Below are 26,968 nucleotides of genomic sequence, written 5' to 3' on the forward strand. Positions count from 1 at the left end.
TTGCATCAAGATTCTGAAATTCAAAACTTAATAAAATCAAGTGATAATGAAACGTATATCAGTCATCATGATTGCAAGTTTATTTGTTATAGGAACAACTGCCATAACACAATCCGATCCGGTTTAGAGCATATCGTCATTTGTGGTACGCAAATCATGACAACAGTTATCGTGACTCCGTTGGGCGTCTTCGCCATCGCAGCCAATTCATTTGCCATTACAGCCGAAAGCCTCTGCATATGCCCAGTATGGGATTGCCGATGCTGCACGACACTGGTTGGGCAGAGTATCGGTGCCGATCGCCGGAAACTGGTCCGAAGTTTCGCCCGCATTACCATATTTATATGGTATGACCGTTATGGGGTTATAGGTGTACTCATGTATCTGTTCGCCCCCCAAATTATCGGTTAGATGCCCCCGTCGGGGAGATTCGGGAATTGGGCATAATGGCACTGCGCATCGAAGCGTTCGCTGAGCCGATGTTTGCAGCCTCGATTATCACTTACGGTGTCTTTGTCGGAGCAGCGGATACGCTTGTCCCGTGCTTGATGAATTTCTTCAATATCCGGGCGGTGCGTCTGTCATTAGCCGCCTTGCTCGCCCCGTCATTAGGTCTGAAAAGTGTATGGGTTGCCATGTGCATCAAGCTGTGTTTCAGGGGGCTGATTTTCCTGGTCCGCTTGAAGCGAGAACGTTGGATGAGACACATGTAAAAAAATGTCTGTAATTGAGGTTATACAATCAGTAATCCATCTACCGGCTTTTCCTGTAATCCGCTGTAATTTTGCACTATGATAAAGAAAACAATAAAAATTTAAATTACATCGGTTATGAAACGTACAACTATTTTAATGGCTGCTTTCCTCTGCCTCTTCGGCCTGACGGAAAGCCCGGCACAAAACACTCACAAAAATATGGAACAGTTAAATCTGACACAGGAATGGGACAAGACGTTCCCGAAGAGCGACAAGGTGAACCATAGCAAAGTGACTTTCATAAATCGTTACGGCATCACGCTCGCCGCCGACCTGTATGCACCGAAAACGATTTTCGGAGGTAAACTGCCGGCCATTGCTGTCAGCGGTCCGTTTGGAGCTGTAAAGGAACAGTCGTCGGGACTGTATGCCCAGACACTTGCCGAACGAGGATTCCTGACGGTTGCTTTCGATCCTTCGTTTACTGGTGAAAGCGGTGGACAGCCTCGCAGCGTGGCTTCACCGGACATCAACACCGAAGACTTCTCGGCGGCGGTGGATTACCTTGCGACACGTCCGGATGTGGATGCCGAACGAATCGGCATCATTGGCATTTGTGGTTGGGGTGGTTTTGCTATCAATGCGGCTGCCAACGACACACGTATCAAGGCAACGGTAGCTTCCACTATGTACGACATCAGTCGCTGTACAGCAAACGGTTATTTCGATGCCGCAGACAATGCGGATGCACGCTACAAAATACGTCAGGAGTTTAACACCCAGCGCACGGAAGACTACCGTACCGACACTTATCCCCGCACCGTGATGAACCCGGAGCCTACCGGTGATGCACCACAGTTCATAAAGGATTATTACGATTATTACAAGACCGAACGAGGTTATTATCCCCGTTCCATCAACTCCGGTTTGGGCTGGAACAAAACCTCCAATCTTGCATTTCTCAACGCACCTATCCTTGCGTATGCCGATGAAATCCGCAGTGCCGTGTTGCTCATTCATGGAGAAAAAGCTCACTCCCGCTATTTTAGTGAGGATACTTTCAAGAAGCTGAAAGGCGACAATAAAGAACTGATGATTATTCCCGGTGCCGTACATACGGATTTATATGACCGGACAGACATTATTCCATTCGATAAGCTGGAGGAATTTTTCAAAGAATACTTAAAATAGAAGACTTCAAGAAAAAGAATGGGATAGCTCAGAAAGCGAAAATGTATTGCCGATGTGGGTGGCTGACATGGATTTCCGTACAGCCCCCGCTATCGTCAATGCTTTACGCCGACGGGTGGAACACGGTATCTTCGGTTATACCCGTGTGCCCAACAGTTATTACGAGGCTGTTACAGATTGGTTCGCACGCCGTCACAGTTGGACGATTGACTGCACATGGATAATTTACACATCAGGCGTAGTCCCGGCCATCTCGGCAGTCATCAAGGCTTTGACCGTTCCGGGAGATAAGGTGTTGGTGCAGACTCCGGTTTATAATTGTTTCTTTTCTTCAATCTGTAACAATGGGTGTGAAATGGTATCATCACCGTTGATCTTTGCAAGTAATACTTTCACCATCGATTATGAAGATTTAGAGTGTAAGACTGCTGATCCGAAAGTGAAGGTGATGCTGCTGTGCAATCCTCACAATCCTGCCGGAAGAGTATGGAAACGTGAAGAATTGGTACGTATTGGTGAAATTTGTATTCGCCACGATGTTACGGTCGTTTCGGATGAGATTCATTGCGAACTGGTTTTTCCAGAGTACCGTTACACACCGTTTGCTTCCATCTCAGAAAATTTCCGTCACCATTCGTCTGTATATCTCCCAGTAAAGCGTTCAATATTGCCGGATTACAGATTGCGAACATTATATGTGCTGATGCTGACCGTCGGGCGAAAATCGATCGGGCCATTAACGATAACGAAGTATGTGATGTCAATCCTTTTGGTGTAATTGCTACTCAAGTAGCTTACAACGAAGAGGAAGAGTGGCTGAACCAACTCATCAAATATTTACAGGCCAATTTTCTCTATATGCAGGAGTTCTGTCGGGAGCATCTGCCCGAGTTTCCTATCACGGCATTGGAGGGAACCTATCTCGTTTGGATGGACTGTCACAGACTCGGCATACACTCGCAGGAACTCGAACAGCGATTGGTTAACGAAGCTGGATTATGGCTCAATGCAGGAGCAATGTACGGGACTGAAGGAAAAGGATTCATGCGCTGGAACATCGCCTGCCCACGTACTACACTGGCAGAAGGATTGAAGCGTTTTGCAGGTTTCGTAAGAAATCTTTAAGAGATATATACGGCAAATTCATTTTTAATGGAACGCAGCTATATACTTTACTATACCAAGCATTACGTATAACAAAGTAAATAGCTGCGACTTAATTTTTCATCTCATTTTTTCTTTTCTTCCACAACTGATAACTATTGATGATGTTTTGCCACATATTATACACAAAGCATTATATAATACTGATTATCAAAAGAAAAGCCTACCAATTACTAATAGCGGGTAACAAAATAGTAACAAAAAAAAACGAAGAAATCGTTTTGTGGTAGGCTTCATGTGCAAAGGTAACAAAAGCCCTTTAACCATAAACACAATACTGGCGAAAAGAGAATAAAAGTTTGCTTTTTCTTTTTTCGCCAATACCTCTATATATTGTTGGTAATAAGAATAGGTTTAAGTTGGTTTGAATATATAGACAAAGGAATGGACTAAACTTATAAAATTTGATACGTGTAAGGAGTCCAGTGTTGCTTAATATAATCTACTTTGCTATTCTCTGTAACGATATAATCTATTTCAGCCAAAGAAGCGACATGATAATTTCTTGCGGTATTCAGTTTCTCGCCAGTTGCAAGTACGACCCGTTTTCCTCCTTGTTTAATCATACAACGCTTAATGATGGCTTCTTCTCTGTCCGATGTAGTCAAACCCTTTTGAGGATGAAGGTCGCTTACACCTACGATAACCCAATCCGGATAAATAGATTGTACCATTTGAAATACCGATACGCCTACCGTTGTTTGGGAAGAAGGAAATACCGTTCCTCCTAAAAGCACTAAATCTACTTTAGGATAACCGGACAGTTCGCTGGCTATAGGCAAACAGTTGGTATATATTGTAAAATGCTTGTCTTTCGGTAACTGCCGCATTACTTCAAGGTTCGAGGTTCCTCCGTCTATCAATATCACATCTCCTTCGTTGAACAAAGGAACTAATTTTGCAGCCATTTCTTGTTTTATGAGAGTAGAAGTATTCAACCTCTCTAAAAACTTTATGGATATATTAGACTTGGCAACAGCCCCACCATGTACTTTAGTAAGTAAACCCAAATTTTCTAATTCTACAAGGTCTCGCCTTAACGTATCATCAGATACTTTTAGTTCTTCACTCAATCCTGTAACATATATTCGGCTATCTCTGTTTATCCGGTCTATAATGTACCGATGTCTTTCTTCTTTCAGCATAATTCTGCATAACTAATATTGCGTATTTCCGCAAATATACTTATTTTCAAACAAAGAACCAGTATTTTATAGAGAATTCAAAACTAATCATGCGGATTTATGCGCAATTAGGATTAATTATAAATGATATTGAGAAATAGGCATTAAAAACCGCATAGGCTTCAATTCTCACGTTACGCTGGTTTTTAAACAGAATACAGTTAAATAGTGTTAATTATAAATTTATTGTAGTATGAAAACGGAATATCAAAAATGTATGGATGGTGAATTTTTCACTGCCGATGCGGAAATGTCACAAATCATGTACCACTGCAAACGGCTTGTCCGAAGTCTTAACGATACTGATATGGAAAATACAAGTGAACGTAAAAAAATTATGGGTGAACTGTTCGGCTCGATAGGAGATAATGTACACGTTGACATCGATTTTCATTGCGAATATGGTATTAACATACACTGTGGCAATGATGTCATCATCAATATGAATTGTACATTCGTAGACAACAATCGCATCAACATTGGCAACAATGTACTCATTGCTTCAGATGTTAAGATGTACACCGCTACACACACGACTGATGTAGCCGGACGTACTAATACTCCTGAAAATAAAAGATTATCCGGTTGTTTCTGCCGCACTTATTCAAAACCAATCACAATAGAAGATAATGTCTGGATTGGTGGTGGCGCTATTTTACTACCAGGTGTTACTATTGGAAAAAATAGTGTGATTGGTGCTGGTAGTGTAGTAACTCGCTCAATTCCCGAAAATTGTGTAGCAGTAGGTAATCCTTGCCGAATAATAAAGCACCTTGATAATATCTAAAAAGCAGTTTTTAAAACTTCACTTATAGCTACATTGCGCAAATTCGAGAAAGAACACTGCACGAAGAAAAAGACGTGAATTTAAAAGCCGAAACGGTGACTATGTTTCATCCGTTCCGGCTTTCACTGTTTATCGCTTACCCAACTTATCAGCCTCTTTTTTCAGTTGTTCGGCTTGCTCGTTCAACAGCCTTGCACGCTCCAACGCTTCTGCCTGCTTTTGGCTGCGGTACTCGAAATCTGTCACCGTATTGGTCAGGCTTCGGACAAAGGCGTTGTCCCGTTGCCACTTGAATTTGGTTTCCAGCATATCGAAAGTTTCCCCGTCTGCCTGTCCTTGCATCAGCAAATAGCGGTACTTCATATCGTTGTCCTGTAACTGCTGCATACGCCCAGCCAAACGGACATTCAAAAACAGGGAAGCGGAACAGACAACCAGCACTGCCGAGAAAAGGAACACTCCCGGACGTACCCACGAAACGACCTTGTTGTAAATCCGTTGATAAAACGGTAAGGGCGTGGCTTCCTCTTTATCCGGCTTGCAAGAGCCAAAAGTATCAATCATTGCCTTGAAACAACGGTAGGTTTCCAATGTTATTTTCTTGGTGTCCTCGATGTGCTTCTGCTGACCTTGCATCCCGTTCCTAATGTCGTCAAGCTGTTGCCGGACAACTTGCAAGTCCTTTTCAGGGATTGCCGAGTTACGGTGCAGTTCCGACAATGCCTGTCCGATTGCGTCCAACCGTCCGATGGTTTCCTCCCGGCTGGCTGGCGTTACCTGCGCTTCCTGCTTCTCTTTCAGTTCCGTAACCATTGAGAGAAGCCCCTCCAAAATCAAATTTTCCTCCATTCAATTACAGTTTAAGTTGTTTTTTCTTTTTCTTCTTCTTTCTCAAATTCAAGTTTGGTTCTTCATCCACTGGGGGCGAAGATGCGGAAAACAGCCCCAGTGAGCCGCTTATCAACGGGCTGTCAGCCTTGCCCGGTGTCGGTGCTTGTTCCCGAACGGACGCGAAAGCTGTCTGCTGCCGGCTTCCTGCTGTATTCAGACCTGCATCCCCGAAACATTTATCCAGTTTGGAAAAACTGAAACTGCGGTCTATCTCCGAACCCTTGAACGTGTATTCACCTTTGGAAAAGGATATGCCCTGCACTTCGTTTGTCTGCCCCTTGCACTTGAACCGGATTGTAATACCCTTTTCCGCTAACCTCCCCTGTAACTGCTGCCAGTTCCGGGATTTGCCGATTTCATCCTTTACAGCCGTGTAAATCTCATATTTCGACTTGTCCGGCTCTTTCAGGCGGTGTTGCTTTACCCGTTCCTTACCACCAGCGAAGTAAAGACCGTGCTTGGCTTTCAGCTTCTTGCATACCTGCTCGTTGCGGTACATGTCGTTCCTGTCCGAAATGGTCTTGCCGTTGTTGTCTATACGGTTGAATACGATATGCACATGTGGGTGTTCCCGGTCTTGATGGCGCACGATGATGTACTGCGTATCGGTGATTTTCATTTCACGCATATATTCCTGCGCAAGCTGTATCATCTTCTCGTCTGTCAATTTGGGCGCATCCACTGCCGAATAGCTTAATGCAATGTGTCCGACTGGCTTTTTCAAGTCGGGATTCATCCCGGTCTGCATGCAGAAGCTGCGAATTATATCTCCCCGGCTTTCTGTCAGTACCCCGTCCGCATGGAGCAAAGCCGCCTGTTCCTTGCCAAGCACATAGTTCACGCAACCCTTAAACCCGCTTCCTTTTTTTATTTTTCCAATCATCCGATAGCTGGTTTATAATTTCGACAATCCTGTTTTTGAGTTTCACCAGTTCCACCGCCACCAGTGCGAAACCTCCGGCATTTGCCCGGTGCGCCAACTGGTTGATGTTGTTGGCTTCCCCTGCCAGCTTGCGGATGGTGTCCGCATCCTGCCTGTTCAGTCGAGGTATGACCTCTGCCGAAACAACCGCCTGCCGTACATACTCACTGACACGCAACCCGGCTTCTCCGGCTCGCTTCCTGATGGCATAATACTGCAACTCGGTCAGTTTCGTGCTGACTACCCGTTGCTGTTTCTCTATCCGTTTCTTTGCCGGACGTCCCCCCGGCTTATCCTTTATATTCGTCATAGTCTTTTACGTTTAAATGGTGTCCTAAAAATTGCGACCAACGGGAGAAATTTTCTTTGCGGTGAGCAAAGCAAGGTAGTTTCGGTTTACCGAAACATAACCTTGCTCTCCCCATTAAACCGCCTGCCGTTGGCAATGCCGCCGGACTAAATGCCCCTGCCCCTTTTCTGTCTTGGGGCTGTGCGTTGTCCGGTTTCCTGCTTTACTTCCTGCGCTTGGCTGGTGCTGTTCTTCTGTTCCTGCTTCCTGCCGCACAGGTAATCGTTCAAGTCCGAATAACCCCTGTAATTGTCTGAGAAGTCACGCACACGGTAGGAATATTCCAATGCGATAGCCTGTGTCGTCCGATACCCTGCCGCATCGTTGTCGAGCATACAGTGGATGCGTTCATACGGGGACAATGCGTCAATGGCTTTCGACACGTTGGCGGTGGAGTTGAGAATGACGTAATCCTGACCTTCCAAGCAAGGCATGTTCGGGCAGTTCTTCACCCGGAGCGTGAGGAAAGAGAGGTAGTCCATAAATCCCTCAAACACCAGACATTTCTCTCTCGGCTCTCCCTGCTGCCGTATGTGGGTGATGTCTTTCGGGGCGATGCAGCCTTTGAAAAAGGAGTTGCGCACCTCGTAGCCGCCTGCCATGTTCGGGAAGCCGATAGCGAAATAAGGCTTGCCGTTGTGGGTGAAATGGAGTTCCTTACATTCTCTTTTCGCCAGTTCGATATTGATACCCCGTCCTTGCAGGTAGTGGAGCAATGCCGGATGGGCAAGGTCGTGTATCTCCAAATGCTGGAAACTCGGCTCTGTCCTACGTTGGGGAAAAGAGAAACTGACCGGACGGACGTGCGGTGTCTGCTCCGCTATCCGGTCTAACAGGTATGGCACATGGTCGGAACAGTAAAGTTCCTTTGCCAGTGTAATGATGTTGCCACCCTTGCCTGCGCCATAGTCATACCATAGGTTGCGGTCGGTGTTCACCTTGAAAGACGCTTCGTGTTCCTCCCTCAACGGTGATTTGTACCACAAGCCGTTGCCCTGCCGTTTGACAGGAGAGTAGCCTAAACTGTGCAGATAGTCCGCAATGGATATTTTCTTTGCATCTTCGATGTTCATAACATTGTCTTTTAACGGTTGGAAGAATAATTGAAAACAGTCCTGTTTAGTCCGTTATATATATGCCCGTACCATACTAAACCTGCCTGTTGCCAATGCTGGAAAATAGCAAGTCTGTTCCGCTTATATATACGCCCGGACTAAACCAAACCGGATTTTAATAATGGAAATCGGGATTGTAGCGGTAGCCCTTACCCTCTTTCACAATCATGCGCTTTTTCACAAGGAACTTGTTCAGCAACACAAGGACATTGCGCCCACGCTCGTAGCCGATACTCGCATAGCCCCGTTTCAATGCCGCTATGACATTGGAGTAACCCTGTACCGCCTGCTTGCCGAAACCGTTTTCCAACGCTTCCCGGTGCTGCTGTTCCGTCAGTTCCGTCAGCGGAAAGTTCCTGTCCTGCTTGGGCTGCTGGAATACATAACCGCCCACGACTTCGGGCAAGGCGTTGTCATTGATGCGGAATGCGAACGGGTCAAACTCCCGGTCACGTATGTGCATCGCCTTTACCTCGCTTATGTTGCCGTCCTGTGTGCTCTTGGTGACTTGCAGGACGGTTTCAGCCTTGTTGTTCAGTTCCGTACCGATATGCCCCCTTGTGTTGTCGTCCCCCTTGTTCAAATGCAATACGGTATGGATATGCAGGTTATAGCCGCTTGACCAGCGCATTAGGAGGTTGATTAGGTCGGTCGATTCGCTGGGGCTGTTGATGTCGTACATCAAGTCACGGATTCCGTCAATGATGAGCAACCCCACATCAGGCATATTCTCCAGCATATAGCCGATAATCTGTTTCCGCCTGTCGGGTGTCTGCTCCCTTAGCACGACAAAGACGAAATCGTCCCTGTCCTTGTCGGTAGGCAGTCCGGCAAGGCGCAAAATACGCTCCATGACCTTGTGGCAATGGTATTTGCTCTGCTCGGTATCTACATAGAGTATTTTCCGTTTGTTCGGTGGCAGGTATGCCGAGTATTGCAGTACCTCGTCATTCTTCAACGCTGCCGCAACGATAGCGGAAATGTTGAACGTCTTTTTGCTCTTGGCTTTGCCTGTGGATGCGCTGAAATTGCCCAACGTGCCGATAGTGGAGCCGTTCACCCAAAGGATTTCGGGCGGCACTTCGTAAGTGTCCGTGACTTTCAGGTGGATGCTTTTCCAAAGGGCTGCAAAATCCTCTTTCGTCATGGGAGCGTCCTGTTTGGTCTCCTCTTTCTTCTTATTTTCCATAGCCGTTATTTCTTTAGAGGACGGTTAAGGATATACTTCTGCGCTTCCTGTTCTATCTGCGCCTGTGTCTTGACCGGGTTCTGACGCAACCACGCTTCCAGTTCCGTTTTCTCAAAATAAAGCATCTTACCCTGCGGCTTGTAATGGGGTATCAAGTTACCCGAAGTCAACTTGTACAGGTAACTTTTTGAAAGGTTCAAAAACTTGCTCGCTTCATCGAAGCTAAGCACATTCTTTGAAAGGAACACTAAATTTTCGAGTTCTGCAACTCGCTTCTCAATACTTGTTTCCATATAACAAAAGTATTTGCGTTAGACAATATGGAGTGCATGCCCTCCGGTTACTTGTAATCGATTACGGGGGCAAAAGTATTGAGGAATAGCTTGATAGCGGATTAAGCTATGTTTGAGGTCTTAACCTATTCTTAAAGTTTTTTCAGTTGCTTGATGTAATTACTAATGGTTGCATAATCTTTTTCATGCTCCAACCCTTTTACATAATTGGCGGCAGTAGCTAAATCACCTTGATTTAGGTATTTATCTTTCTTCGTATTCCTTGTAACAAACAACTTATTATTTGCTATAACCGATTGCCAGTTAGCTGTTATCAAGCCACGACTACTTAATTCTGAAAAAAGAAAAGCCACCAGCCTATTATTATTAGACCTGAATATAACTTTAGGTTTGCAGGAAAGTATCGCTTTCAAATCCTCAAAAGTCATAGGGGCATTGAAAATCTCTACTTCATTGATACACTCTACCAATAACTCTATTTGCCTATCGTTTAAAACAGACTTAAAAGGATTTTCAGTTTTAGCAATATGGGGTATAATTTTAGGCTCTTGGTATTTATCTTGAATTGGTTGCGGTTCTTCCCGTTCCTGTTGTGGTTGCATTTCCGCTTGCACCTTATTTTCTTTCTTTTTTCGCAAGTATGCCGAATATCTTTCTAACACAACAACTTTGACTACTACGGAGAAATAAGGCAGTTCTTCATCATAAGCCGTATTATCTTGCTCATACCGGGCATAATCAAATGAAAGAGGATTAAATGCCATGTATTTTCTTTTCTCATCGGGTTTCAAGGATTCATAAAAGCCACTTTCCCAAAAAAAATCGGATGTAGAATAAAAACTTTGAATATCATTCAATACAGAATAGCGTATATATAAGTGTACTAACTCATCAGCGGTACGAATATATTCCTGCTGTTCCAGCTTATCAGCCTGTTCTTCATTAAGATATACAGATTTAGCGGCAATGCTGTCTGTCAAAACTTGGCTGGCATGATTAATGCAACGGTTAAATATACCTTGTATATGGTCGAATTTTATTTTCAGTTCTTCTTCTGTCATAATATTCTATGTTTCAGTTAGTAGAAACAAAGATATATTTTTCCGACTAAACAAAGGCAAAAAAAGAAAGAAAGTACGGCTATATCAGAGTTCCGTACTTTCTTTTTGAATCAGTCCGTCAAATTCGGTATCAAACTTATAGCTTCTTCTTTTTTCTTATCAACAATCTTCGCATAAATTTGGGTTGTGGCGATATTTTTATGTCCTAACAGTTTGCTAACCGTGTACAAATCAGCCCCCAATGTAAGCATCATAGTAGCATGGGTATGCCGGGCAACATGGAAATAGAGAAGCGATACAAGCAATGGAAACGAGAAGAGAACAAAACGGAATCTGCTGGTAATTAACTATTTCTCTATATTCTTCCACACAAGAAAAAAGCAAAAAAAGTGGGGATTATTGCAGATGTTCAGTTACCAAACCGTTAGCCGGACAGTTACCGGAAGGAATCAAGGTAACGCGAAGCGGATCAGATAATTTGAAACGACGATATATTACACTGGTTGTCATAGTTTTGCATACCAAAGGACGCTTGTAAAACAGGTAAATTTGCCACTAAAATTATAAGCGTATGAAAGTAGAAAAATTCAAGGTTCTGCTCTACCTCAAAAAGAGCGGACTGGACAAGTCGGGCAAAGCCCCGATAATGGGACGTATCACCGTGAACAGGACGATGGCGCAGTTCAGCTGCAAGCTCTCCTGTACTCCCGGACTGTGGAATCCCCGCGAAAGCCGGTTGAACGGCAAAAGCAGGGAGGCCGTTGAAACCAATGCCAAAATCGACAGGCTGCTGCTTGACATCAATGCCGCATTCGACTCCCTTCTGGAACGAAAGACTGATTTTGATGCCGCTTCCGTCAAGGATGCCTTTCAGGGCAGCATGAGCGTCCAAATGACCCTGATGAAAATGCTGGATGCCGTCAGGGATGAAGTGAAGAGCCGTATCGGGATAGACCGGGCCAAAGGGACATATCCAGCATACGACTATACCTGCCGTACCATGCGTGAATTCATTGAAGCCAAGTTCAAGACAAAGGATCTGGCTTTCGGGCAGCTCACCGAGCAATTCATCCACGATTATGAGAATTTCATCCTTGACGAGAAAGGACATGCCGTTGATACCGCACGTCATTACCTGGCAATTGTCAAGAAGTCTTGCAGGAAAGCCTATAAGGAAGGTCATTCCGAGCGGTTCATGTTCCAGCATTATGTCCTCCCGAAACAGACCGTCAAGACGCCAAAGGCATTGAGCCGGGAAAGTTTCGAGAAAATACGGGATGTCGAGATAGCCCCACACCGCACGACCCACCGCCTGGCAAGGGATCTGTTTCTCTTTGCCTGCTATACCGGGGTAGCCTACAGTGATGCCGTGACAATCACCAAAGAAAACCTGCATACAGATGAAGACGGTAAATTGTGGCTGAAATACCGCCGGAAAAAGAACGAACTCCGTGCAAGCGTAAAACTGCTGCCGGAAGCCGTTGACCTGATAGAAAAATATCATGACGATGAAAGGAACACCCTGTTTCCGATGATCCACTACCCAAGCCTGAGAAACCACATGAAGGCACTGGCCGTACTGGCAGGGATAAAGGAGAACCTGTGCTACCATGTCGGGCGCCACTCGTTTGCCTCGCTCGTCACCCTTGAAGCGGGTGTCCCGATTGAGACCATCAGCAAGATGTTGGGGCATAGTAATATACAGACAACCCAGGTGTATGCCCGCGTGACACCTAAAAAGCTCTTCGAGGACATGGACAGGCTTATCGAGGCTACCAAAGATTTCAAACTTGTTTTATAACCACCAAATAACGGACATCATGAGAAGTACATTTTCCATATTATTCTACATCAACCGCGGCAAGATAAAGGCTGACGGAACCACGGCTGTCATGTGCCGCATCACCATTGACGGCAAGAGTACCGCCATCACTACCGATATATATTGCAGACCGGAAGACTGGAACGCCAAAACCGGAACAATACGCACGATAAGGGAAAACGCCAGACTGCAAGAGTACCGGAAGTATATTGAACAGACTTACGAGGATATTCTGAGGACACAGGGTGTCGTCAGCGCGGAAATCATCAAGACCCGGGTGACAAGACAGTTCGTGGTTCCCACCCGTTTATTGCAGATGGGCGAGATAGAGCGTGAACGTCTCAGAATACGTAGCAAAGAGATAAATTCCATCTCTACCTATCGGAACTCCCAATACTTCCAGAAATACCTGACGGACTACCTTACCTCTTTGGGCAGGAAGGAGATTGCCTTTGAGGAGATAACGGAAGACTTCGGCAAAGGTTACAAGGCATTTCTTGTACGGAACAAGAATTTCAGTTCCACACAGACCAACCGTTGCCTCTGCTGGCTGAACAGGCTGCTTTATCTTGCCGTGGACAACGAGATACTGCGTACCAATCCGGTGGAGGATGTCGAATATGAAAAGAAGCCCGCACCCAAGCACAAGTACGTCACCCGTGAGGAAATGAAAAGGATCATGGCCATGCCCTTGAATGACGGACGGGCGGAACTGGGCAGACGGGCGTTCATTTTTTCATGCCTGACGGGACTTGCCTATGCCGACATCAAACAGCTCCATCCGCGCCATATCGAGACGACAGCGGATGGTAGGCGGTTCATCCGTATTTGCCGCAAGAAAACCGAAGTGGAGGCGGTTATCCCCTTACACCCGATAGCCGAACAGATATTGGCATTATACAACACCACCGACATGCACAATCTCGTGTTCCCGTTGCCAAGCCGGGATTCCATCTGGCACGAGATACGGGAAATCGGCGTGATTCTGGGCAGGAACGATGACTTGTCCTACCACCAGGCCCGTCATGGGTTCGGGGTTCTCCTCATTTCAGAGAGCGTATCAATCGAAAGCATAGCCAAGATGATGGGGCACTCGAATATCACCACCACCCAGGGATATGCCAGGATAACGGAGGACAAAATCTCAAAGGAAATGGACAAACTGATGGAAAAAAGAAGCAAACACCGCACACATTCCGGCCATGACAACCAATGACAGTTTCGCAGCCGCCTGTCTCCTCGCCGTCCATGGAAGTTAGTACAGACTTTTCTGAAAGGGGAAAGGTCAGGCGGCTGTGCCGTTTCGGGCAGAATCTTCCTTTGCGGGCAAAGGGTATTCAGCCCGAAAACCTTTCCCCTTTCACGTCTGTACAATGGACGCTGACGGCAGCGGAAACAAGCGACTGACGGAAAAGTCGATATAAAAACAACCAAAAGGGAAACAGCATACTGACAGTAGGATACTACCGGTCTGTATGCTGTTCCGATATTCTACAGGAGGGATGTTTTTTGAAACACCAGGAAAAAGGCAGGCGGTAAACTGCGCTCCCTCCAGAAAAATCAATTTTACTTTGCTGCCAGTAGTACGCAAAGCATTGCTATTCCGAAACTTTGGAATGTTCTGGCGAGAATGTGCTTGCTTTTTATGGTGTCCATGTCTCTGCTCTTATGGCCTTTATTATCATTACAAAGTTTCCCCTTTCGCATTGTTCTATGATTACAAATATGATTGTGAAAATACACTTCAAATTTCCAATTAATATCCTGGCATTCTTTAGTAACCGGGTGCAATCTTTTACAGTAAATCCTCCTATGAACAATTATGGTCAAACATAATTGATTTGCGAAAAGCCGCTTCAACTTAAATCTGAAATACAGATAGTTGTGAGAGATATAATTTGCAATATATTTCTATTTGACTATATAATACTTAGAGTGAAACTTATAATTTCAAGATGCACTATTGCTTAACAAAAATTCATACAATAAGGCAATATATAGTTACCCTCGCAAGATATGTTTTCCTCAACCTATATTTCTTCAAAATCTGCTTGACGAGAATATTGGTAAACTTTGATATACAATAGTGTGGCTGGAGCCAACACAAATAAAGAAATGGGAAATGTTTCACTACGATTAATTCTTTTGCAGATTCGCCAACATTCCAATTGAAAATCAATCGCTTGAAAATTTTAATTAACTAGTTTATTTTATGTATTATGTGTGAATTTAGTAAAAAACAAATAAGAGCCCGAACTCTAGGCTCTTATTGTGAGACTTCATAAGTCTCTACATAGGGTTATGTGTGTGAATATTCTTTGAGTTCTATACCCTATGCTTATTGGATTTCATACATCTATCAAGAATACACCTCTTGACTAATTTTTGCATTTAGTTCTTTTGTAATATCAACACCTGTCCATTTTGTAAACATGTACTTTTGTTGCTTCATATATTTGAGAACTTGTGCTCCTTCTGTTCTTGAAGCACCTACTGATTGAAGGTACTTTACTCTCATGCTTGGTTTAATATAAGGACAGGCAGCCATATCCAAAGCAAATATAATATATTCTGCGGATATACGTCTTCTGTTAGCTGGTATTTCATTTATTCTTTTCAGAGTATGGTTAACAATAATATCCTTCAGGTCCACAAACTGTTTCGCATTACCAAAGTAATATATTAGTATTGTAACAGCCAGCATATTCAACTTCGGGAGTGTTTTTACTGTTCCATCTTCATTATAGCCAATTTTTAAGTATTTTTCCATCTCAGGTCGGGACAAATGGTATTTGCCATTCATACTGCGTAGTATCAACAAGAAATATAATGTTTCCAACTGGACATGTTCGTCCATAGGGGCTGTTTGCAGTACTACGCTTATCTCATCGCGTATCTTCTTGAACACAATCTCACGAGCATATTCAGTAAAACGGCGAACCATCGACTTCTTCTTACCCACCTCCAAGCTATAATCATTATCCAGATAAATCCAAATAATATTTAGAATTTGCATTACTTTAAGGGTGGTATTGATACGCTTGCTATTTGCATAGAGAAAGAAAACTGAATCAAGAATATTGAATAGATATTTTGATAAATCCTTTTCTAGTTGCTTTCTTTTCTTCTCCACTTGGGAATATAAGTCCACCAATTCCGGTTCAACAATTGCCAAACATAAAGTTTTATAATATCGGTCAAACTTCTTCAAGGCTCTCTCCAATCTAATAGCCAATCGAGCTATTGTATAGTTCAGAACATCTTTGGGTTCAACACTATTAGCTGATACAAGTACCTTGAACCGCTTATTGAAATCAGTTGCGTTCAAGCAAAAATAGACATCGGTAGCTAAACAGTCTGTTACTTTTGGGCGGTCAACCTTTAGAAGTGGCTCCTCTGCTTCTTGCGACATATCCTGTTCTGTTTGCTCCATCTCTTCTTCAAGAGATAGTTCAGATTCAGGTTCATTGGTATACAGTTTGACAGTATTGTTGAGCAAATCATCTATCGCGATTTTTGCTTTTGTTATCTCTGTGACAAAAGGACGTTCAAAAGTTTTATTTTTTTCTTGACTAAGACTTAGCTTAAACTCTTTGAGATACATTTGAAATAACTGTTCTGCATCAACCTTGACAGCTTCGCTGTTATAGAAAAAGAAATAATCATCCACATAGCGATAGCACTCATAATCTACCTTGTTTCGGTAGCCTTTTATTAGCAACTGCTGCTCTACCATCTGGTCAACATATTGCATAATAACCTCTGCGAATATACGTGAGCACTCTGGGCCAATGACTATGCCATTTGTTTCATTATAGTTCATTTCTTGCATCATCTTATCCCATAACACTCCAACGGAGCCATCACACTTACCCTCGAATGTGTCTTTATATATATCCACACCACCATTAATAGCCCAAGCTATTGAATGTGTATATATACTGTCAAAACAATTCTGTACATCCATTTTTAGCAAACGAGAAAACTTCTTTTCCGCACGTTGATATCTATAATCTTCATAAAACTTATAGATATTGGTATAGCGTTTATAGCTGAAAAATGTTTTCAAGTTCTCATATTCGTTGAAGTACATCTCCATTTTATCCGTCTTCTTTCCCATAAGCACATGATGAAGCCTATCCTTATAATAGAAATAACAAGCCACTTTGCTGGGATATCGTATAGAAAAGTTACTTTTAGAACAAAGATATATGATAGCATCCTTATATCTGTTGTATAAATCAACTACTTTAATTTGATTGGCAGGGTGTATCAATGAAAGGAACCTATGTTTCAGAGGTTTATGCTGTATGCTATACACGAACGGAATACGTTTAAGGTCGTGTACATTAAGTAACAAAGAGTCTTTACCCTCAAACTCAGAAATCTTACGACAAAATATTATTGCCAACAATCCCAATATACCTTTGTCTTCTGTTTTATTCCAATGTAACGTGTCTTGCCCTTCCCTACTTATCTCTATCCAGATGCCATTACGCACCAAGAATCGATAAAAGTAACGATTGCTAAAAATCAATGGAAGTTCGTATGGCAGAACATCCGAGAATACTACACGCTCTTTCTTGTAGCGAAGTCTGATTTTCTTTCTCTTTATAACCATTCTTCTATTTCTTGAATACGTTGAAGACTAAAGGAAAACATTTTACGTTCTTGCCACCTTTGCTTGAAGTCTATGCTTGATATACGCTTGACGAGCTTTGCCTTCACATTAGTACAATCTTTTAATCCTGCATAAGGTTCAATGGGATGTTCTTTCAGATATATCGTAAGTTCATCAAGATCTTCCTTTCGATCAAGTAAATCATTATTATAGAACAAGCCAACCTTCACACTACTTTTGGATTTGAATAGTTTGAAATTACCGGTAATCATATTCAATGAGTCAAATAGATCACAATATGCTTGCTTAATATTACACTTGCAGAGAGTCTCGAAATGATTTATCGCATTATCAATTTTTTTACGATATCGGGCTTTTTTTGTGTCTGAAAGACCGTATACAACTGATAGTTTCTTGGTGTTTCTGTTCATATACAAACAATATCCTAGATAGTTCATGGGAGCTTCAACACAATTATCTTTAGTAAAATCTATGATACGGCACTTGCCAGACTCATCTCCAGGCTGTTTCAGTGATAAACCATAAGTTTGGAAAAATCTCGTCATATCAGCATAATACTGGTCTATAGAAGTTCCAACAGGTAATGAGGTAAGAATAATAAAGATATCGTCAACATACCTCGCATAGTACATCACTTCCTTTCGACAAGCTATATTAGTGTCAATATCCCTCATATACAACTCACTTAAGTATGAACTGATTCCAATACCGCGAGGTATCCCTTGAAATGGAGACACTAAAGCATGATCCTTTATATTCTCGTATTCTCCTAATATACCTTTAATGAATGCCTTAGATTTATTGGATAGTAAAGTGTTACCAAATATCATTGGCATTAGTCGATTATGAGGTATAGATTCATAAAAACTCGATATATCTGTTCGGATGACATAAACAGGAATATTAGAATTCAAGAAAGTCTTAACATTTGCTAAGATACTATGTCTGTTAGACTGCTTTACCTTGAACGTGTGCCGAATATTATACTGAAGTTGCTTGATTGCAAATAGATGTGTGTGAGATGCTATATCCAGCGTATATACTTCTTTGTCATTATCAGCAACAAATTTGTTCAATGAGAACTTGAAGCCATAAGCATTTATCTGTTTATCAAGAGTTTCCAAATAATTGCGTAATACATCTTTTTTCTGCTCCACAAGATTTTTAAATTCAGTTTTTTTTGCATCAAGTTCTAACATTTCATCTTGTGTCTTATTCTTCTTATGCTTGAGTATTGACAAATTTCTTTTAATCTCCTCTAAATTTACCAAGACTTCACGATACTGTTCTGGCATAGTCTGTACATTTATATTGCCTTTGCGACTTTCAAGGCAATAAATAGTTTCAAAATTATGTGCAGAAAAGGACTGATCAAGCATATTTATATCTTCAGAAAATAAGTTAATTTCCATTGCAAAAGTACTCAATTTTACTATATTGGCAATGGATGTCCTTCTTTGTTTTTCTTATATATAGGAAGATCATAGTTCTTTTCTCAAATATTTTTTGTAACCTATTAGCAGAATAAGGAAATTCGAGATTTGTCGATATGATAGGAGGTTGTATATCCAAATGGTTAGACTCTACATCGTTTACCTGCGAAATGATGTAGAGTCTAACAAGATGATTCAGTCACTCTCATCAGTACGCTTCCTTGTACCCGTCCATCAAGACACGCTCTATGTCAGAAGCCCTGTACAGAATCTTTCCGCCTACCCGGACATATGGCAGTATGCCATTGTTGCGGTAATCCTGTAGGCTCCTGCGGCTGACCTTCAGTTTCACCGCCAGCTCTTTGTCGTTGTAATAGAGTTCCCCGTCCAGTGACGGCTTGTTGCTGTCGCATATTTTCTCCACCCTTTTTGAAAGGTCTTCCAGCGACGAGAAAAAGGCTCTCACACGCATGTCGTTTTCCGGTGTCAGCAGCCGGATGTTGCCATTGTCATTCATAAGCACGATATTTATGATTAACTGTATCAGTATTACAATTTCTTCCTTTATTGGCTACAATACACCGTTTCATCTCCACCACGGGAAAGACAGTCTTCACATCCTCCGGCCTGTAATACACCTTGTGGCTTATCTTGGTGTAAGCCAGCGTCCCATTCTCCCGCATCGTCTGTAGGGTTCTCGGACTGATACCGAGCAGCCTGCACACGTCATCGCTGTCAAGCCATTCCCTCTCTCCCAGATCCTCATGTTCCCGGTAGAGACGTTCCACCTTTCCCGCGAAATTCTCGAACTCCGAGAGCATCCTCTCGAAAGTCGCCTTGTCTATGACCACTACTTCCATATTCCTGTAATTTTAAGTTTAACATTGATTTTTTATTGTAAAAACGGAATGGCAGACAGATGGTATCTGAAAGGGATTCATGTGCCCGTAAACCGTTTCGGAAGCGAAGAAAATAAAAAAACGGGAATCGCCTACAAACCGGACGGCACGTGTCTCCAACAGACATTCTTTTTCACCGTCAGGTGAAAAAATCAAAGGTGGAAACCTCAAAGGACACCCTTATTTCTTTGAAGCAAAGGTAGCCGTTCCCCACCGGGGCGCAAGGCTGGGCCCTGCGGGTCGGCTGGGAAAAAATCATCCTCACGCTCCGCGCTCCGGTATTTTTTCCTGCCGAGCCTTGACACCTTTCCGGCGGGAGAACGGCTGTAAAGCATACAAAGAAACAAGAGTGCCTGCACCGCAGGCCGGATGTCTAACAGATAAAAATCAAAGGATATGGCAACAAAAGACGTGAAAGAATTCAACGGATGGTTCAACCGTTCATACGCGAGACTGAAAGAGAGCGTGTCCCTTTATGGAAAGATCAACGAGGACGCGTTCCATGACGCGTATCTGGCAGTCAGGAAGCAGGTGATGTTCTCAAACAACGGAATAGAGGACTTGGAATCCTACTTCTTCGGGTGTTATCGGAAAATCCTGCAATCGGGAACAAGGGAAGACAGCCGTTACGACAACCCCGGGGACGAGTATTTCTCAAGACTGGGTGAGGCGGACTGCACGGAAGAGACCGATGAGCGGGAAGAGATGCTTACCAGGTGCGACAGGCTGGTAAGGGACATACAGAAATTCCTCAGGCGGCACTTCTCCTACGAGGATTACAGGATATTCATGCTGCGGTTTTACGAGACCGGCAGCTCGTTCCGTACCATCGCCAGACACATGGGCGAGAAAACATCGGTGGTGGCACGTAGGGCACAGACCATGATGGAATCCGTCCGGGCGAACCGGAGATTCATTGCCCAAAGAAGACTGATTATGGCCGGCGAGGCGGCATGACAGAAAATAAATGTATCACTAAAAACATGATTGATTATGAAACTGACAGTTTATGACAAGAGCAATTCACATCCGGCACTGACCTACAAGGGAAAACGGATCATCACGGTATGCCGTGACGGCAGCATGTACCTGAGTAAGATATTGAGCAGGGAACTTAAACTGCACGCCGGAAACCGGCTGGGAATCGCCAGGGACGATGACAGGCCGAAAGACTGGTACATGTTCGTATCGGATGACGAAAACGGCTTCATGATATGGAATGACCCACGTTGCGCCCGTTTCTCCAACAGCTTCATAGCCGGAATGATACTCGATGCCGCGAAGGTGGAGAAATGTGCCGGATTTATGGTGGCAAGGGAGCCGGTGAAGGTGGACGGAAAGTTCTGTTACAGGATAATCCTTGACAATCCGATACCGAAAGGAAGGAGAGCCACCGGTACGAGATGAACACGGGACCGTTAAAGAGAAACGGGGGGCATCCGGCTGAAGGAAGAGATTCCGACAGCCGGGTGTCCCTTTTCTCATGCGGCCACATGTAGAATCATAACGGTTTCAGGTTGATACGGCTGCTGTATAGGGCATTCAGCTCGTCACGGTACTGTTCCAGGTGGGCCGAGAGGATATTGTCTATATAGCACGAGATGCTGACGGTCGGTGCTATCACGGAAAGCAGGATGCGCACCCGTTCGTAGTTGTCACTGCTGACATAGGTCTGTCGGCGCTCCCTTACAACGTTGTTATCAAACAGATGTTCGGGATAATCCTGCAAGCCGTTCCTTTTCTGGCGTGTTTTCTCTCGGAGGACCGGGGTCGGTACTTCTTCACCGGTAGATATGCCGGAATCTTCCACTTTGTTTGGTACGGCAGGAATCCCGGATTGATTTTCCGTTTTTGGTTCCTTGCCACCTTCTTTGGGGGAGTCGGCAGCGTTGTTTCCATGATTTTTTTCCATGAAGACGGCAGGAATGTCCCCAATCATCATGTCGCGTATCTGCTCCTCGTTGATTTTAACCTCTTTTCTCTTTGCCATAATTATATATTTTAGATAGTTGGACAATTCTTTTCCGGCAATCTTGCATTTCCCTCATGTCGTGAATGCGACCATATGACCATTCCCGCATGTGAGTATCGCTGAACGGGTATGTACATCCACCAAATAAGTCGGTCACGTACCCAATCCCTCATGTGTTCCGTCCGGCATTAAGACGGTCACGCATTCATACATGGGGGAGTGGACGCATTATTATGTTCTTATATGTTTCCGTTCACCCGTTACCCAATGGGCGGATGCAATAATACACCCCGTACTTGACGAACACATGGATAATTGTGCGACCGGACGCGTTCTGACATGCGGCAAAATAACGATAAAATTTCCGGATTGCCACTATCATGGCGGTCTGCTGACGGTCTGTGACACCGTGTGTCATCCTGTTACACCGCCCAAGTGTCTCGATGGCTCCAGTTTTGGGTATTCAAGGAATGATAAAGATGGCGGTAGAAGGGGTTTATTGGCGGAAAGCGGATAGAATGCCACATTTTGATTTTTCGGAAGAAAAATTCATGTTCAAGCGAACATGGCAAGTTGTGTTTTGGGGCACCCGAAATTATTTCCGGCACCCCAAAACAACTTGCCACTCGCCTGAAGGCTCGGGACGGGCTTCACTCCGAAGTCGTTGCGCCTGAAGACGGAAAATCAGGAACAAAAACTTGAAAAATGACCGTAATAATATATACAGTCGGCCTCTCAAAAAATGGCCGCTACTGAAAAGAGAATGAACTTTATTCGTGTTTTCAACCTACCGCAGTCCGTATTTTTTCATCTTCCGATACAATGTCGCGGGATTTATTTTCAGTAACCGCGCCGCTTGTTCACGATGTCCGTTGCATATTTGCAGGGCTTTTATGATGGATTCTTTTTCTATTTTCTCGTCTTTCAATGGTAACATGATAGAGGCGATCTCCCCATTCGTGTGCTCCATTTGACCTCCTGTATTTAACTCAGGAAGTTCCAATAAAGGATTTTCCGAAACCAGCACGGCACGCTTGACACGGTTTTGCAGTTCGCGCACGTTGCCCGGCCACCGGTAGGCAAGCATCCTGCGTTTGGCATCCTCCGTAAATCCCCGTGTCTCCCTTTTCAGTTCTTTCGAGAAGCGTTCACGGAAAAACTCTGCCAACGGGAGGATGTCTTCCGGGCATTCCTCCAGAGAAGGCTGCCGGATATCAAACTCGTTCAGACGATGGTAAAGGTCTTCCCTGAACCGCCCCTCCTTGATAGCCAGTTCCATATTCTCGTTTGTCGCGGAAATGACCCTGACATCCGAAATCCGTTCCCTGCCGCTACCGATCGGGGTATATACATTCTCCTGCAATACCCGAAGAAGCATGGATTGGATTTCATGCGGCATGGTGCCTATCTCGTCAAGGAACAGCGTGCCGCCTTTCGCCAGGTCGAAATATCCGCTCTTTGCCGTATCCGCACCGGTGAACGCGCCTTTCTCGTGCCCGAAAAACAACGAGGCGGCCAACTCACGGGGCAATGCGCCACAGTTTACGGCGACAAAAGGCTTGCCATATCGTTCGCTGTTGTCATGGATGGTCTGTGCCACCGATTCCTTACCGGTCCCGTTGGCTCCGAGTATCATCACGGACATCTCGGAAGGGGCGACCAGTCTGGCAAACTTTTCCACTTTCAGGATCATGGGGCTTGTGCGGTGAAACAACTGCCTCTCCTGCTTTCTCACGGTGGCTACGGGATGGAATATATCTTCCGCCAGTTCCAACAGGTAATCCCTGTGTACCGGTTTAGGCAGGTAGTCCCTGGCTCCCAGTTTGATGGTGCGCACAACGTCCGGGACGGAAACGTATTCGGTCGTTATGATGAACGGGATGTCCTTCTTCTCCTTGCGCAGCCATTCCAACAGGGAAATGCCGTCGCCTTCCGGCAACCGCACGTCCGACAATATAAGGTCGAACAGCGTTTTGCGTATCAGCGAGCGGGCTATCGGCTCGTTCATGGCTGTCACCGCTTCATAACCGGCTTGGGAAAGCCAGTCTTTCTGTATTTGTGACAGCCCCACATTGTCTTCAACTATCAGTATTTTCCGTTTCATTCGTCAGTCTTTTTATCTCGGCTTCCGCCGCCCTGATTAGCGTGGCGGTGCTGTCTATTATCTGCTGGGTATATTCATTTAACTCTTTGTCGCTTGTTTCTCTGTCCTTCAGAAAAGTACGGTAAGCCAGCAGGGGCTCTTCCATCCGCAGTAACTCCCACATCGGTTGCATCCTGTGGGTGATTTCACGCAACTTATGCCGGTCGCTGTTTTTTATGGCGGCATCAAGTTCCTCCCTATCCTTTTCCGACTGGGATATGAAGGAAAGCAGTGCCTTGTACTTGTCACTGACCTCGGAAAGTACCATGTTGAAATCAACCTCCGGCTTTTCCTCCCGCCTGTCTGTCTTTATCCTCGAAAACAGTCCGAGCAGTTCCGAGGAAGAAAACGGCTTATAAATGTAGTCCGTAAATCCGGCATGGAGAAAAGCCTCCTTGTCCCTGTCACCACGCGCGGTCATGGCGATAATGGGGATCGTGCGGGAGTTCCCGATATTCGAACGACGCAACAGGGTCAGCAAGTCGAAGCCGTTGGTTCCCGGCATCTGAATGTCGGAAAGCAACAGGTCATAATCCTTGCCCCGCATCGCCTTGACTATATCTTTGGTGGTTGTGCAGGCCGTACAATTCATGCCGTTGCGCTCCAGCATTTCCTTTATCACGTCCAATAGCATCGCATCGTCATCAATGACAAGCACATTCTGAGGCAGATGTGCAGGGTGTGGTATTGTCAGGCTCTCGCTCTCTATTGTTTCATCCGTGGTTTTCAATGGGAGCGTCACGCGGAACGTGCTGCCACGGTCAATATCACTCGTAACGTCTATTGTCCCGCCAAGCAGGTTGACAAGACCTTTTGTTATTGGCAGGCCTAATCCGAAACCCTCCGCGTTCCTGACGGAACCCAATCGTTCAAACGGACGGAATATACGAGAAAGCGCATCTTTACTCATGCCTATGCCGGTATCCTTGACTTCCAACAGCAACTTTCCTTCGTTATAACGGGCATTCAAACTGATCGTGCCGGTTTCCGTGAATTTGACGGCATTGCTGAGCAAGTTGTCCAGAATCTGCTCGATACGGTCCACGTCACCGCAAAGTTTGACATCGGTATCGGTAAAGTCGTGGCTGAACAGGATGCCTTTGTTGTTGACCACATGGGAGAAGCCAAAGGCAATGCGTTCCAACAGGGCGTTCAGGTTGAACGGCACATCGTTGCGGGTTTCTTTTGCCTCGTTCAGGCGGTACACGTCCAGCAGGTTGTTAAGCAGATGTACAATATGTCGGCACACGATCCTGATGTTGTTCAGGTGCGTGTTTCTTCGTTTCTTTTCCCTAGTATCCACGGCAAGTTCCGCGCTACCGCTGATTACGTTCAGAGGGGCACGGATGTCATGGGAGATTGTCAGGATGATATTCTTCCGCATCTCTAACAGCGCGATGTTCTGCTCTATCGTTTCCTCCAGGTGTTTCTTGTTTTTTGCCTTGACCTTAATATCCCGTTGTATGACAAGATATGAAATGAACAACAGGATGATTGAGAATATAATCAAGCCGGTAATGACCAAAGTCGAATGTTCGTAGGATGCTTTCAGACGCGCCTCCTTGTTTCGGAAAGCAGTCCATGTCTGTTCATCCAGACTTGTAATCAGCATTCGCAGTTTACGGTTGAGTTCTTTGTTACATAACCGCAGGCTGTCTGTATAGGCATCTATGTCCCGTTGCTGTTCATTCATCAAGGAAATCAAGTTTTTATCCAACGAGGTTTGCCGGGTTGTGACAACGGGTATCTGTACGGTTTCCTTGCCTCCGAAGAATCCGGCGATGCCTTTCTTTTTACGGGTAACTGTCCGGGTAGTTGTTTGTTTCGTCACGGTTGGCTTCAGATTGAACAAGAGAGTGTCTGTTCTTTTTTGTTTCCGTGAGGCTTCCATGATTTGGAACAGATGCTCTTCTTTGGCGGCTAACAATGTGCGGAGCGAATCAATCTGAGCGAGTCGTATGAAATCCTCGCATTGCACTCGTAAGATTTGCAGCATGGAATCGGTCTGCACACAACGTTTCCGGTAAGCCAGGGAATCCTCATTGTTCCACACCAAGACGGATTCGCCATAAGTCACCAATGCGGTAACATAGCGGTGGGCGGTGTTGATGTCATATTGGGTCTGGAAAATGGCGATTGATTCGTTTTCTATCTTCTGTACCCGGTTACGCTCATGGAGAACAATAGCGACCATGCTGCCGATGATCGCCATCAAAAGGAAATATCCAATGAATATCTTATGTTGCAACAGTATCTTCATTCATCTTTGAGTTTTTTACAATCCATATACTCATTTCATAAAGTACCCACATCGGCAGGGCGACCAGCGAAAGCGTGAACACGTTCGATGTCGGCGTAATAATCGCAGCAACCACAAGGATTATCACAATGGCGTGTTTGCGGTACTTGCGCATGAAATCAGCTGAAAGGAAACCCAGTTTGGCAAACAGCCACGAGAGGATAGATATCTCGAAGATAACACCCATCGCAAGGCACATCATAACGAGTGTTGAGATATACGAATCAAACGTGATGAGATTATCCACATCACCGTTCACCTGATAAGTTCCCAAGAAACGGAATGTCAGCGGAAAGATTAAAAAGTAGCTGACGAGTACCCCCAGAGAGAACATCGCATAGCCACCTCCGACCATTCGGATTACATATCGCCGTTCATTATCATAAAGCGCAGGAGATACAAATCGGAACAGTTGGTAAAGTATGTAAGGAGAGGTACACAACATACCGGCACACAATGCCGTCTTCATGTGAATGATGAACTGCTGAGCAAACTCCGTGTTGATAAACCTGATTGAGAATGGAGGTATGCTGTTTCCTGTCCATAAAATTATTCGGTTGAGTAACCGATAAGTGATGAATTTACCGTTTTTCGGAGCAAGTATAACATCAAACAGCTGCTCCTTGAAGAAGAATGCCGTAATAACGAACACGACGGTTACGGCGACGATCTTCATGACTGTCATCCACAGAACCTCCAAATGTTTCCTGAGGGATTGTATGCTCTTATCAGTTGCCATATACTTACTTCTTTTGTTCGGAGTCATTGATTTCGTCTATCTCTTTTTCGACATTGTTCACTTCGTCCTTGAAGGAACATACTCCTTTACAGATACTTTTTATCAGTTTGGTTATCTTCTATCCATCGAAAAAGCTGTAGAACAACCAATGCAAACCATACTTCTTGCACATCTATCC

26 protein-coding genes and 3 pseudogenes are annotated in these 26,968 nt (G+C 44.5%); 9 read left to right on the top strand and 20 right to left on the bottom strand.

Annotated features, from left to right (window positions below):
* Positions 1–156: 156 nt before the first annotated feature.
* Entirely contained in the window at positions 157–411 is a 255-nt protein-coding gene (locus GKD17_RS23800; protein ID WP_369985867.1) for an MATE family efflux transporter, read from the top strand.
* Between the two features lie 91 nt (positions 412–502).
* Here the strand turns inward: GKD17_RS23800 and GKD17_RS23805 are convergent, their stop codons facing one another.
* A complete protein-coding gene (locus tag GKD17_RS23805) occupies positions 503–637 on the bottom strand; it encodes a hypothetical protein (protein WP_371741503.1) in 135 nt (44 codons plus the stop codon).
* Between the two features lie 193 nt (positions 638–830).
* On the opposite strand from GKD17_RS23805, the gene GKD17_RS15995 reads away from it, so the two are divergent.
* Both GKD17_RS15995 and GKD17_RS16000 read left to right on the top strand, forming a co-directional pair.
* A complete protein-coding gene (locus GKD17_RS15995) occupies positions 831–1,886 on the top strand; it encodes an alpha/beta hydrolase (protein WP_007831946.1) in 1,056 nt (351 codons plus the stop codon).
* A gap of 16 nt (positions 1,887–1,902) precedes the next feature.
* A pseudogene (locus GKD17_RS16000) lies at positions 1,903–3,011 on the top strand (MalY/PatB family protein); the annotation flags it as partial.
* Between the two features lie 434 nt (positions 3,012–3,445).
* On the opposite strand, the gene GKD17_RS16005 reads toward GKD17_RS16000, so the two are convergent.
* The gene (locus GKD17_RS16005) at positions 3,446–3,958 is read right to left on the bottom strand and encodes a DeoR/GlpR family DNA-binding transcription regulator (protein WP_235778216.1); all 513 of its coding nucleotides are present in this window, start codon (positions 3,956–3,958) and stop codon (positions 3,446–3,448) included.
* A 120-nt stretch (positions 3,959–4,078) separates the two neighbouring features.
* A pseudogene (locus GKD17_RS23395) lies at positions 4,079–4,195 on the bottom strand (DeoR family transcriptional regulator); the annotation flags it as partial.
* Between the two features lie 232 nt (positions 4,196–4,427).
* On the opposite strand from GKD17_RS23395, the gene GKD17_RS16010 reads away from it, so the two are divergent.
* Positions 4,428–5,021 (top strand): sugar O-acetyltransferase, encoded by a 594-nt coding sequence (locus GKD17_RS16010; protein WP_007831938.1) that lies wholly within the window; start codon positions 4,428–4,430, stop codon positions 5,019–5,021.
* A gap of 129 nt (positions 5,022–5,150) precedes the next feature.
* On the opposite strand, the gene GKD17_RS16015 is transcribed toward GKD17_RS16010, so the two are convergent.
* The 8 genes and pseudogenes from GKD17_RS16015 to GKD17_RS16050 all read right to left on the bottom strand — a co-directional run.
* Positions 5,151–5,870 carry a hypothetical protein gene (locus GKD17_RS16015; protein WP_007831937.1) on the bottom strand — a complete coding sequence of 240 codons (720 nt, stop codon included), beginning with the start codon at positions 5,868–5,870 and terminating at the stop codon, positions 5,151–5,153.
* Between the two features lie 4 nt (positions 5,871–5,874).
* On the bottom strand, positions 5,875–6,795 hold the full coding sequence (locus GKD17_RS16020) for a relaxase/mobilization nuclease domain-containing protein (protein WP_007831936.1): 921 nt from the start codon (positions 6,793–6,795) through the stop codon (positions 5,875–5,877).
* Positions 6,761–7,144, bottom strand: a complete 384-nt coding sequence (locus tag GKD17_RS16025; protein WP_007831935.1) for a MobC family plasmid mobilization relaxosome protein — start codon at positions 7,142–7,144, stop codon at positions 6,761–6,763. Before GKD17_RS16025 ends, GKD17_RS16020 begins: the two co-directional genes overlap by 35 nt.
* A gap of 146 nt (positions 7,145–7,290) precedes the next feature.
* Complete coding sequence (locus GKD17_RS16030; RefSeq protein ID WP_007831934.1) at positions 7,291–8,256, bottom strand: toprim domain-containing protein; 966 nt, start codon at positions 8,254–8,256, stop codon at positions 7,291–7,293.
* Between the two features lie 157 nt (positions 8,257–8,413).
* A complete protein-coding gene (locus GKD17_RS16035) occupies positions 8,414–9,487 on the bottom strand; it encodes an AAA family ATPase (RefSeq protein WP_007831932.1) in 1,074 nt (357 codons plus the stop codon).
* Between the two features lie 5 nt (positions 9,488–9,492).
* The gene (locus GKD17_RS16040) at positions 9,493–9,780 is read right to left on the bottom strand and encodes a helix-turn-helix domain-containing protein (protein WP_007831924.1); all 288 of its coding nucleotides are present in this window, start codon (positions 9,778–9,780) and stop codon (positions 9,493–9,495) included.
* Positions 9,781–9,911: 131 nt separating this feature from the next.
* A complete protein-coding gene (locus GKD17_RS16045; RefSeq protein ID WP_007831922.1) occupies positions 9,912–10,841 on the bottom strand; it encodes a hypothetical protein in 930 nt (309 codons plus the stop codon).
* A 110-nt stretch (positions 10,842–10,951) separates the two neighbouring features.
* Positions 10,952–11,125 (bottom strand): annotated as a pseudogene (locus GKD17_RS16050) (tyrosine-type recombinase/integrase); the annotation flags it as partial.
* Between the two features lie 287 nt (positions 11,126–11,412).
* On the opposite strand from GKD17_RS16050, the gene GKD17_RS16055 reads away from it, so the two are divergent.
* Together GKD17_RS16055 and GKD17_RS16060 are read left to right on the top strand one after the other, a co-directional pair.
* On the top strand, positions 11,413–12,642 hold the full coding sequence (locus GKD17_RS16055) for a site-specific integrase (RefSeq protein WP_007831920.1): 1,230 nt from the start codon (positions 11,413–11,415) through the stop codon (positions 12,640–12,642).
* 19 nt (positions 12,643–12,661) lie between these two features.
* Entirely contained in the window at positions 12,662–13,879 is a 1,218-nt protein-coding gene (locus GKD17_RS16060; protein ID WP_032935487.1) for a site-specific integrase, read from the top strand.
* A gap of 1,143 nt (positions 13,880–15,022) precedes the next feature.
* Here the strand turns inward: GKD17_RS16060 and drt3b are convergent.
* The 4 genes from drt3b to GKD17_RS16080 all read right to left on the bottom strand — a co-directional run bounded on the left by drt3b (position 15,023) and on the right by GKD17_RS16080 (position 19,598).
* The gene (gene drt3b, locus GKD17_RS16065; RefSeq protein ID WP_007831916.1) at positions 15,023–17,284 is read right to left on the bottom strand and encodes an antiviral reverse transcriptase Drt3b; all 2,262 of its coding nucleotides are present in this window, start codon (positions 17,282–17,284) and stop codon (positions 15,023–15,025) included.
* The gene (gene drt3a, locus GKD17_RS16070; RefSeq protein ID WP_007831913.1) at positions 17,275–18,717 is read right to left on the bottom strand and encodes an antiviral reverse transcriptase Drt3a; all 1,443 of its coding nucleotides are present in this window, start codon (positions 18,715–18,717) and stop codon (positions 17,275–17,277) included. Before drt3a ends, drt3b begins: the two co-directional genes overlap by 10 nt.
* 229 nt (positions 18,718–18,946) lie before the next feature.
* Positions 18,947–19,255, bottom strand: coding sequence for a helix-turn-helix domain-containing protein (locus tag GKD17_RS16075; RefSeq protein ID WP_007831912.1), 309 nt, complete (start codon positions 19,253–19,255; stop codon positions 18,947–18,949).
* Complete coding sequence (locus GKD17_RS16080) at positions 19,248–19,598, bottom strand: helix-turn-helix domain-containing protein (RefSeq protein WP_007831911.1); 351 nt, start codon at positions 19,596–19,598, stop codon at positions 19,248–19,250. Before GKD17_RS16080 ends, GKD17_RS16075 begins: the two co-directional genes overlap by 8 nt.
* 48 nt (positions 19,599–19,646) lie before the next feature.
* Here GKD17_RS16080 and GKD17_RS16085 point away from each other — a divergent pair, with 48 nt between their 5' ends.
* From GKD17_RS16085 to GKD17_RS16095, 3 genes are all read left to right on the top strand, one after another.
* Positions 19,647–19,784: a hypothetical protein gene (locus GKD17_RS16085; protein ID WP_157442400.1), complete on the top strand. Its 138-nt coding sequence runs from the start codon at positions 19,647–19,649 to the stop codon at positions 19,782–19,784.
* A 249-nt stretch (positions 19,785–20,033) separates the two neighbouring features.
* Positions 20,034–20,594, top strand: coding sequence for a hypothetical protein (locus GKD17_RS16090; RefSeq protein WP_007831908.1), 561 nt, complete (start codon positions 20,034–20,036; stop codon positions 20,592–20,594).
* Positions 20,595–20,630: 36 nt separating this feature from the next.
* The gene (locus tag GKD17_RS16095; protein WP_007831907.1) at positions 20,631–21,044 is read left to right on the top strand and encodes a hypothetical protein; all 414 of its coding nucleotides are present in this window, start codon (positions 20,631–20,633) and stop codon (positions 21,042–21,044) included.
* Positions 21,045–21,138: 94 nt separating this feature from the next.
* On the opposite strand, the gene GKD17_RS16100 is transcribed toward GKD17_RS16095, so the two are convergent.
* The 5 genes from GKD17_RS16100 to tatC form a co-directional block, all read right to left on the bottom strand.
* Positions 21,139–21,627, bottom strand: a complete 489-nt coding sequence (locus GKD17_RS16100) for a DUF3408 domain-containing protein (RefSeq protein WP_007831905.1) — start codon at positions 21,625–21,627, stop codon at positions 21,139–21,141.
* 235 nt (positions 21,628–21,862) lie between these two features.
* A complete protein-coding gene (locus GKD17_RS16105) occupies positions 21,863–22,027 on the bottom strand; it encodes a hypothetical protein (protein ID WP_165861703.1) in 165 nt (54 codons plus the stop codon).
* 369 nt (positions 22,028–22,396) lie between these two features.
* Positions 22,397–23,713 (bottom strand): sigma-54-dependent transcriptional regulator, encoded by a 1,317-nt coding sequence (locus tag GKD17_RS16110; protein ID WP_007831899.1) that lies wholly within the window; start codon positions 23,711–23,713, stop codon positions 22,397–22,399.
* On the bottom strand, positions 23,688–26,012 hold the full coding sequence (locus GKD17_RS16115) for a hybrid sensor histidine kinase/response regulator (RefSeq protein ID WP_007831898.1): 2,325 nt from the start codon (positions 26,010–26,012) through the stop codon (positions 23,688–23,690). The genes GKD17_RS16110 and GKD17_RS16115 overlap by 26 nt, the downstream gene beginning before the upstream one ends.
* Positions 25,990–26,790, bottom strand: a complete 801-nt coding sequence (tatC, locus tag GKD17_RS16120) for a twin-arginine translocase subunit TatC (RefSeq protein ID WP_032935604.1) — start codon at positions 26,788–26,790, stop codon at positions 25,990–25,992. Before tatC ends, GKD17_RS16115 begins: the two co-directional genes overlap by 23 nt.
* Between the last annotated feature and the right edge of the window lie 178 nt (positions 26,791–26,968).

Source organism: Phocaeicola dorei (assembly GCF_013009555.1).
Lineage (GTDB): Bacteria > Bacteroidota > Bacteroidia > Bacteroidales > Bacteroidaceae > Phocaeicola > Phocaeicola dorei.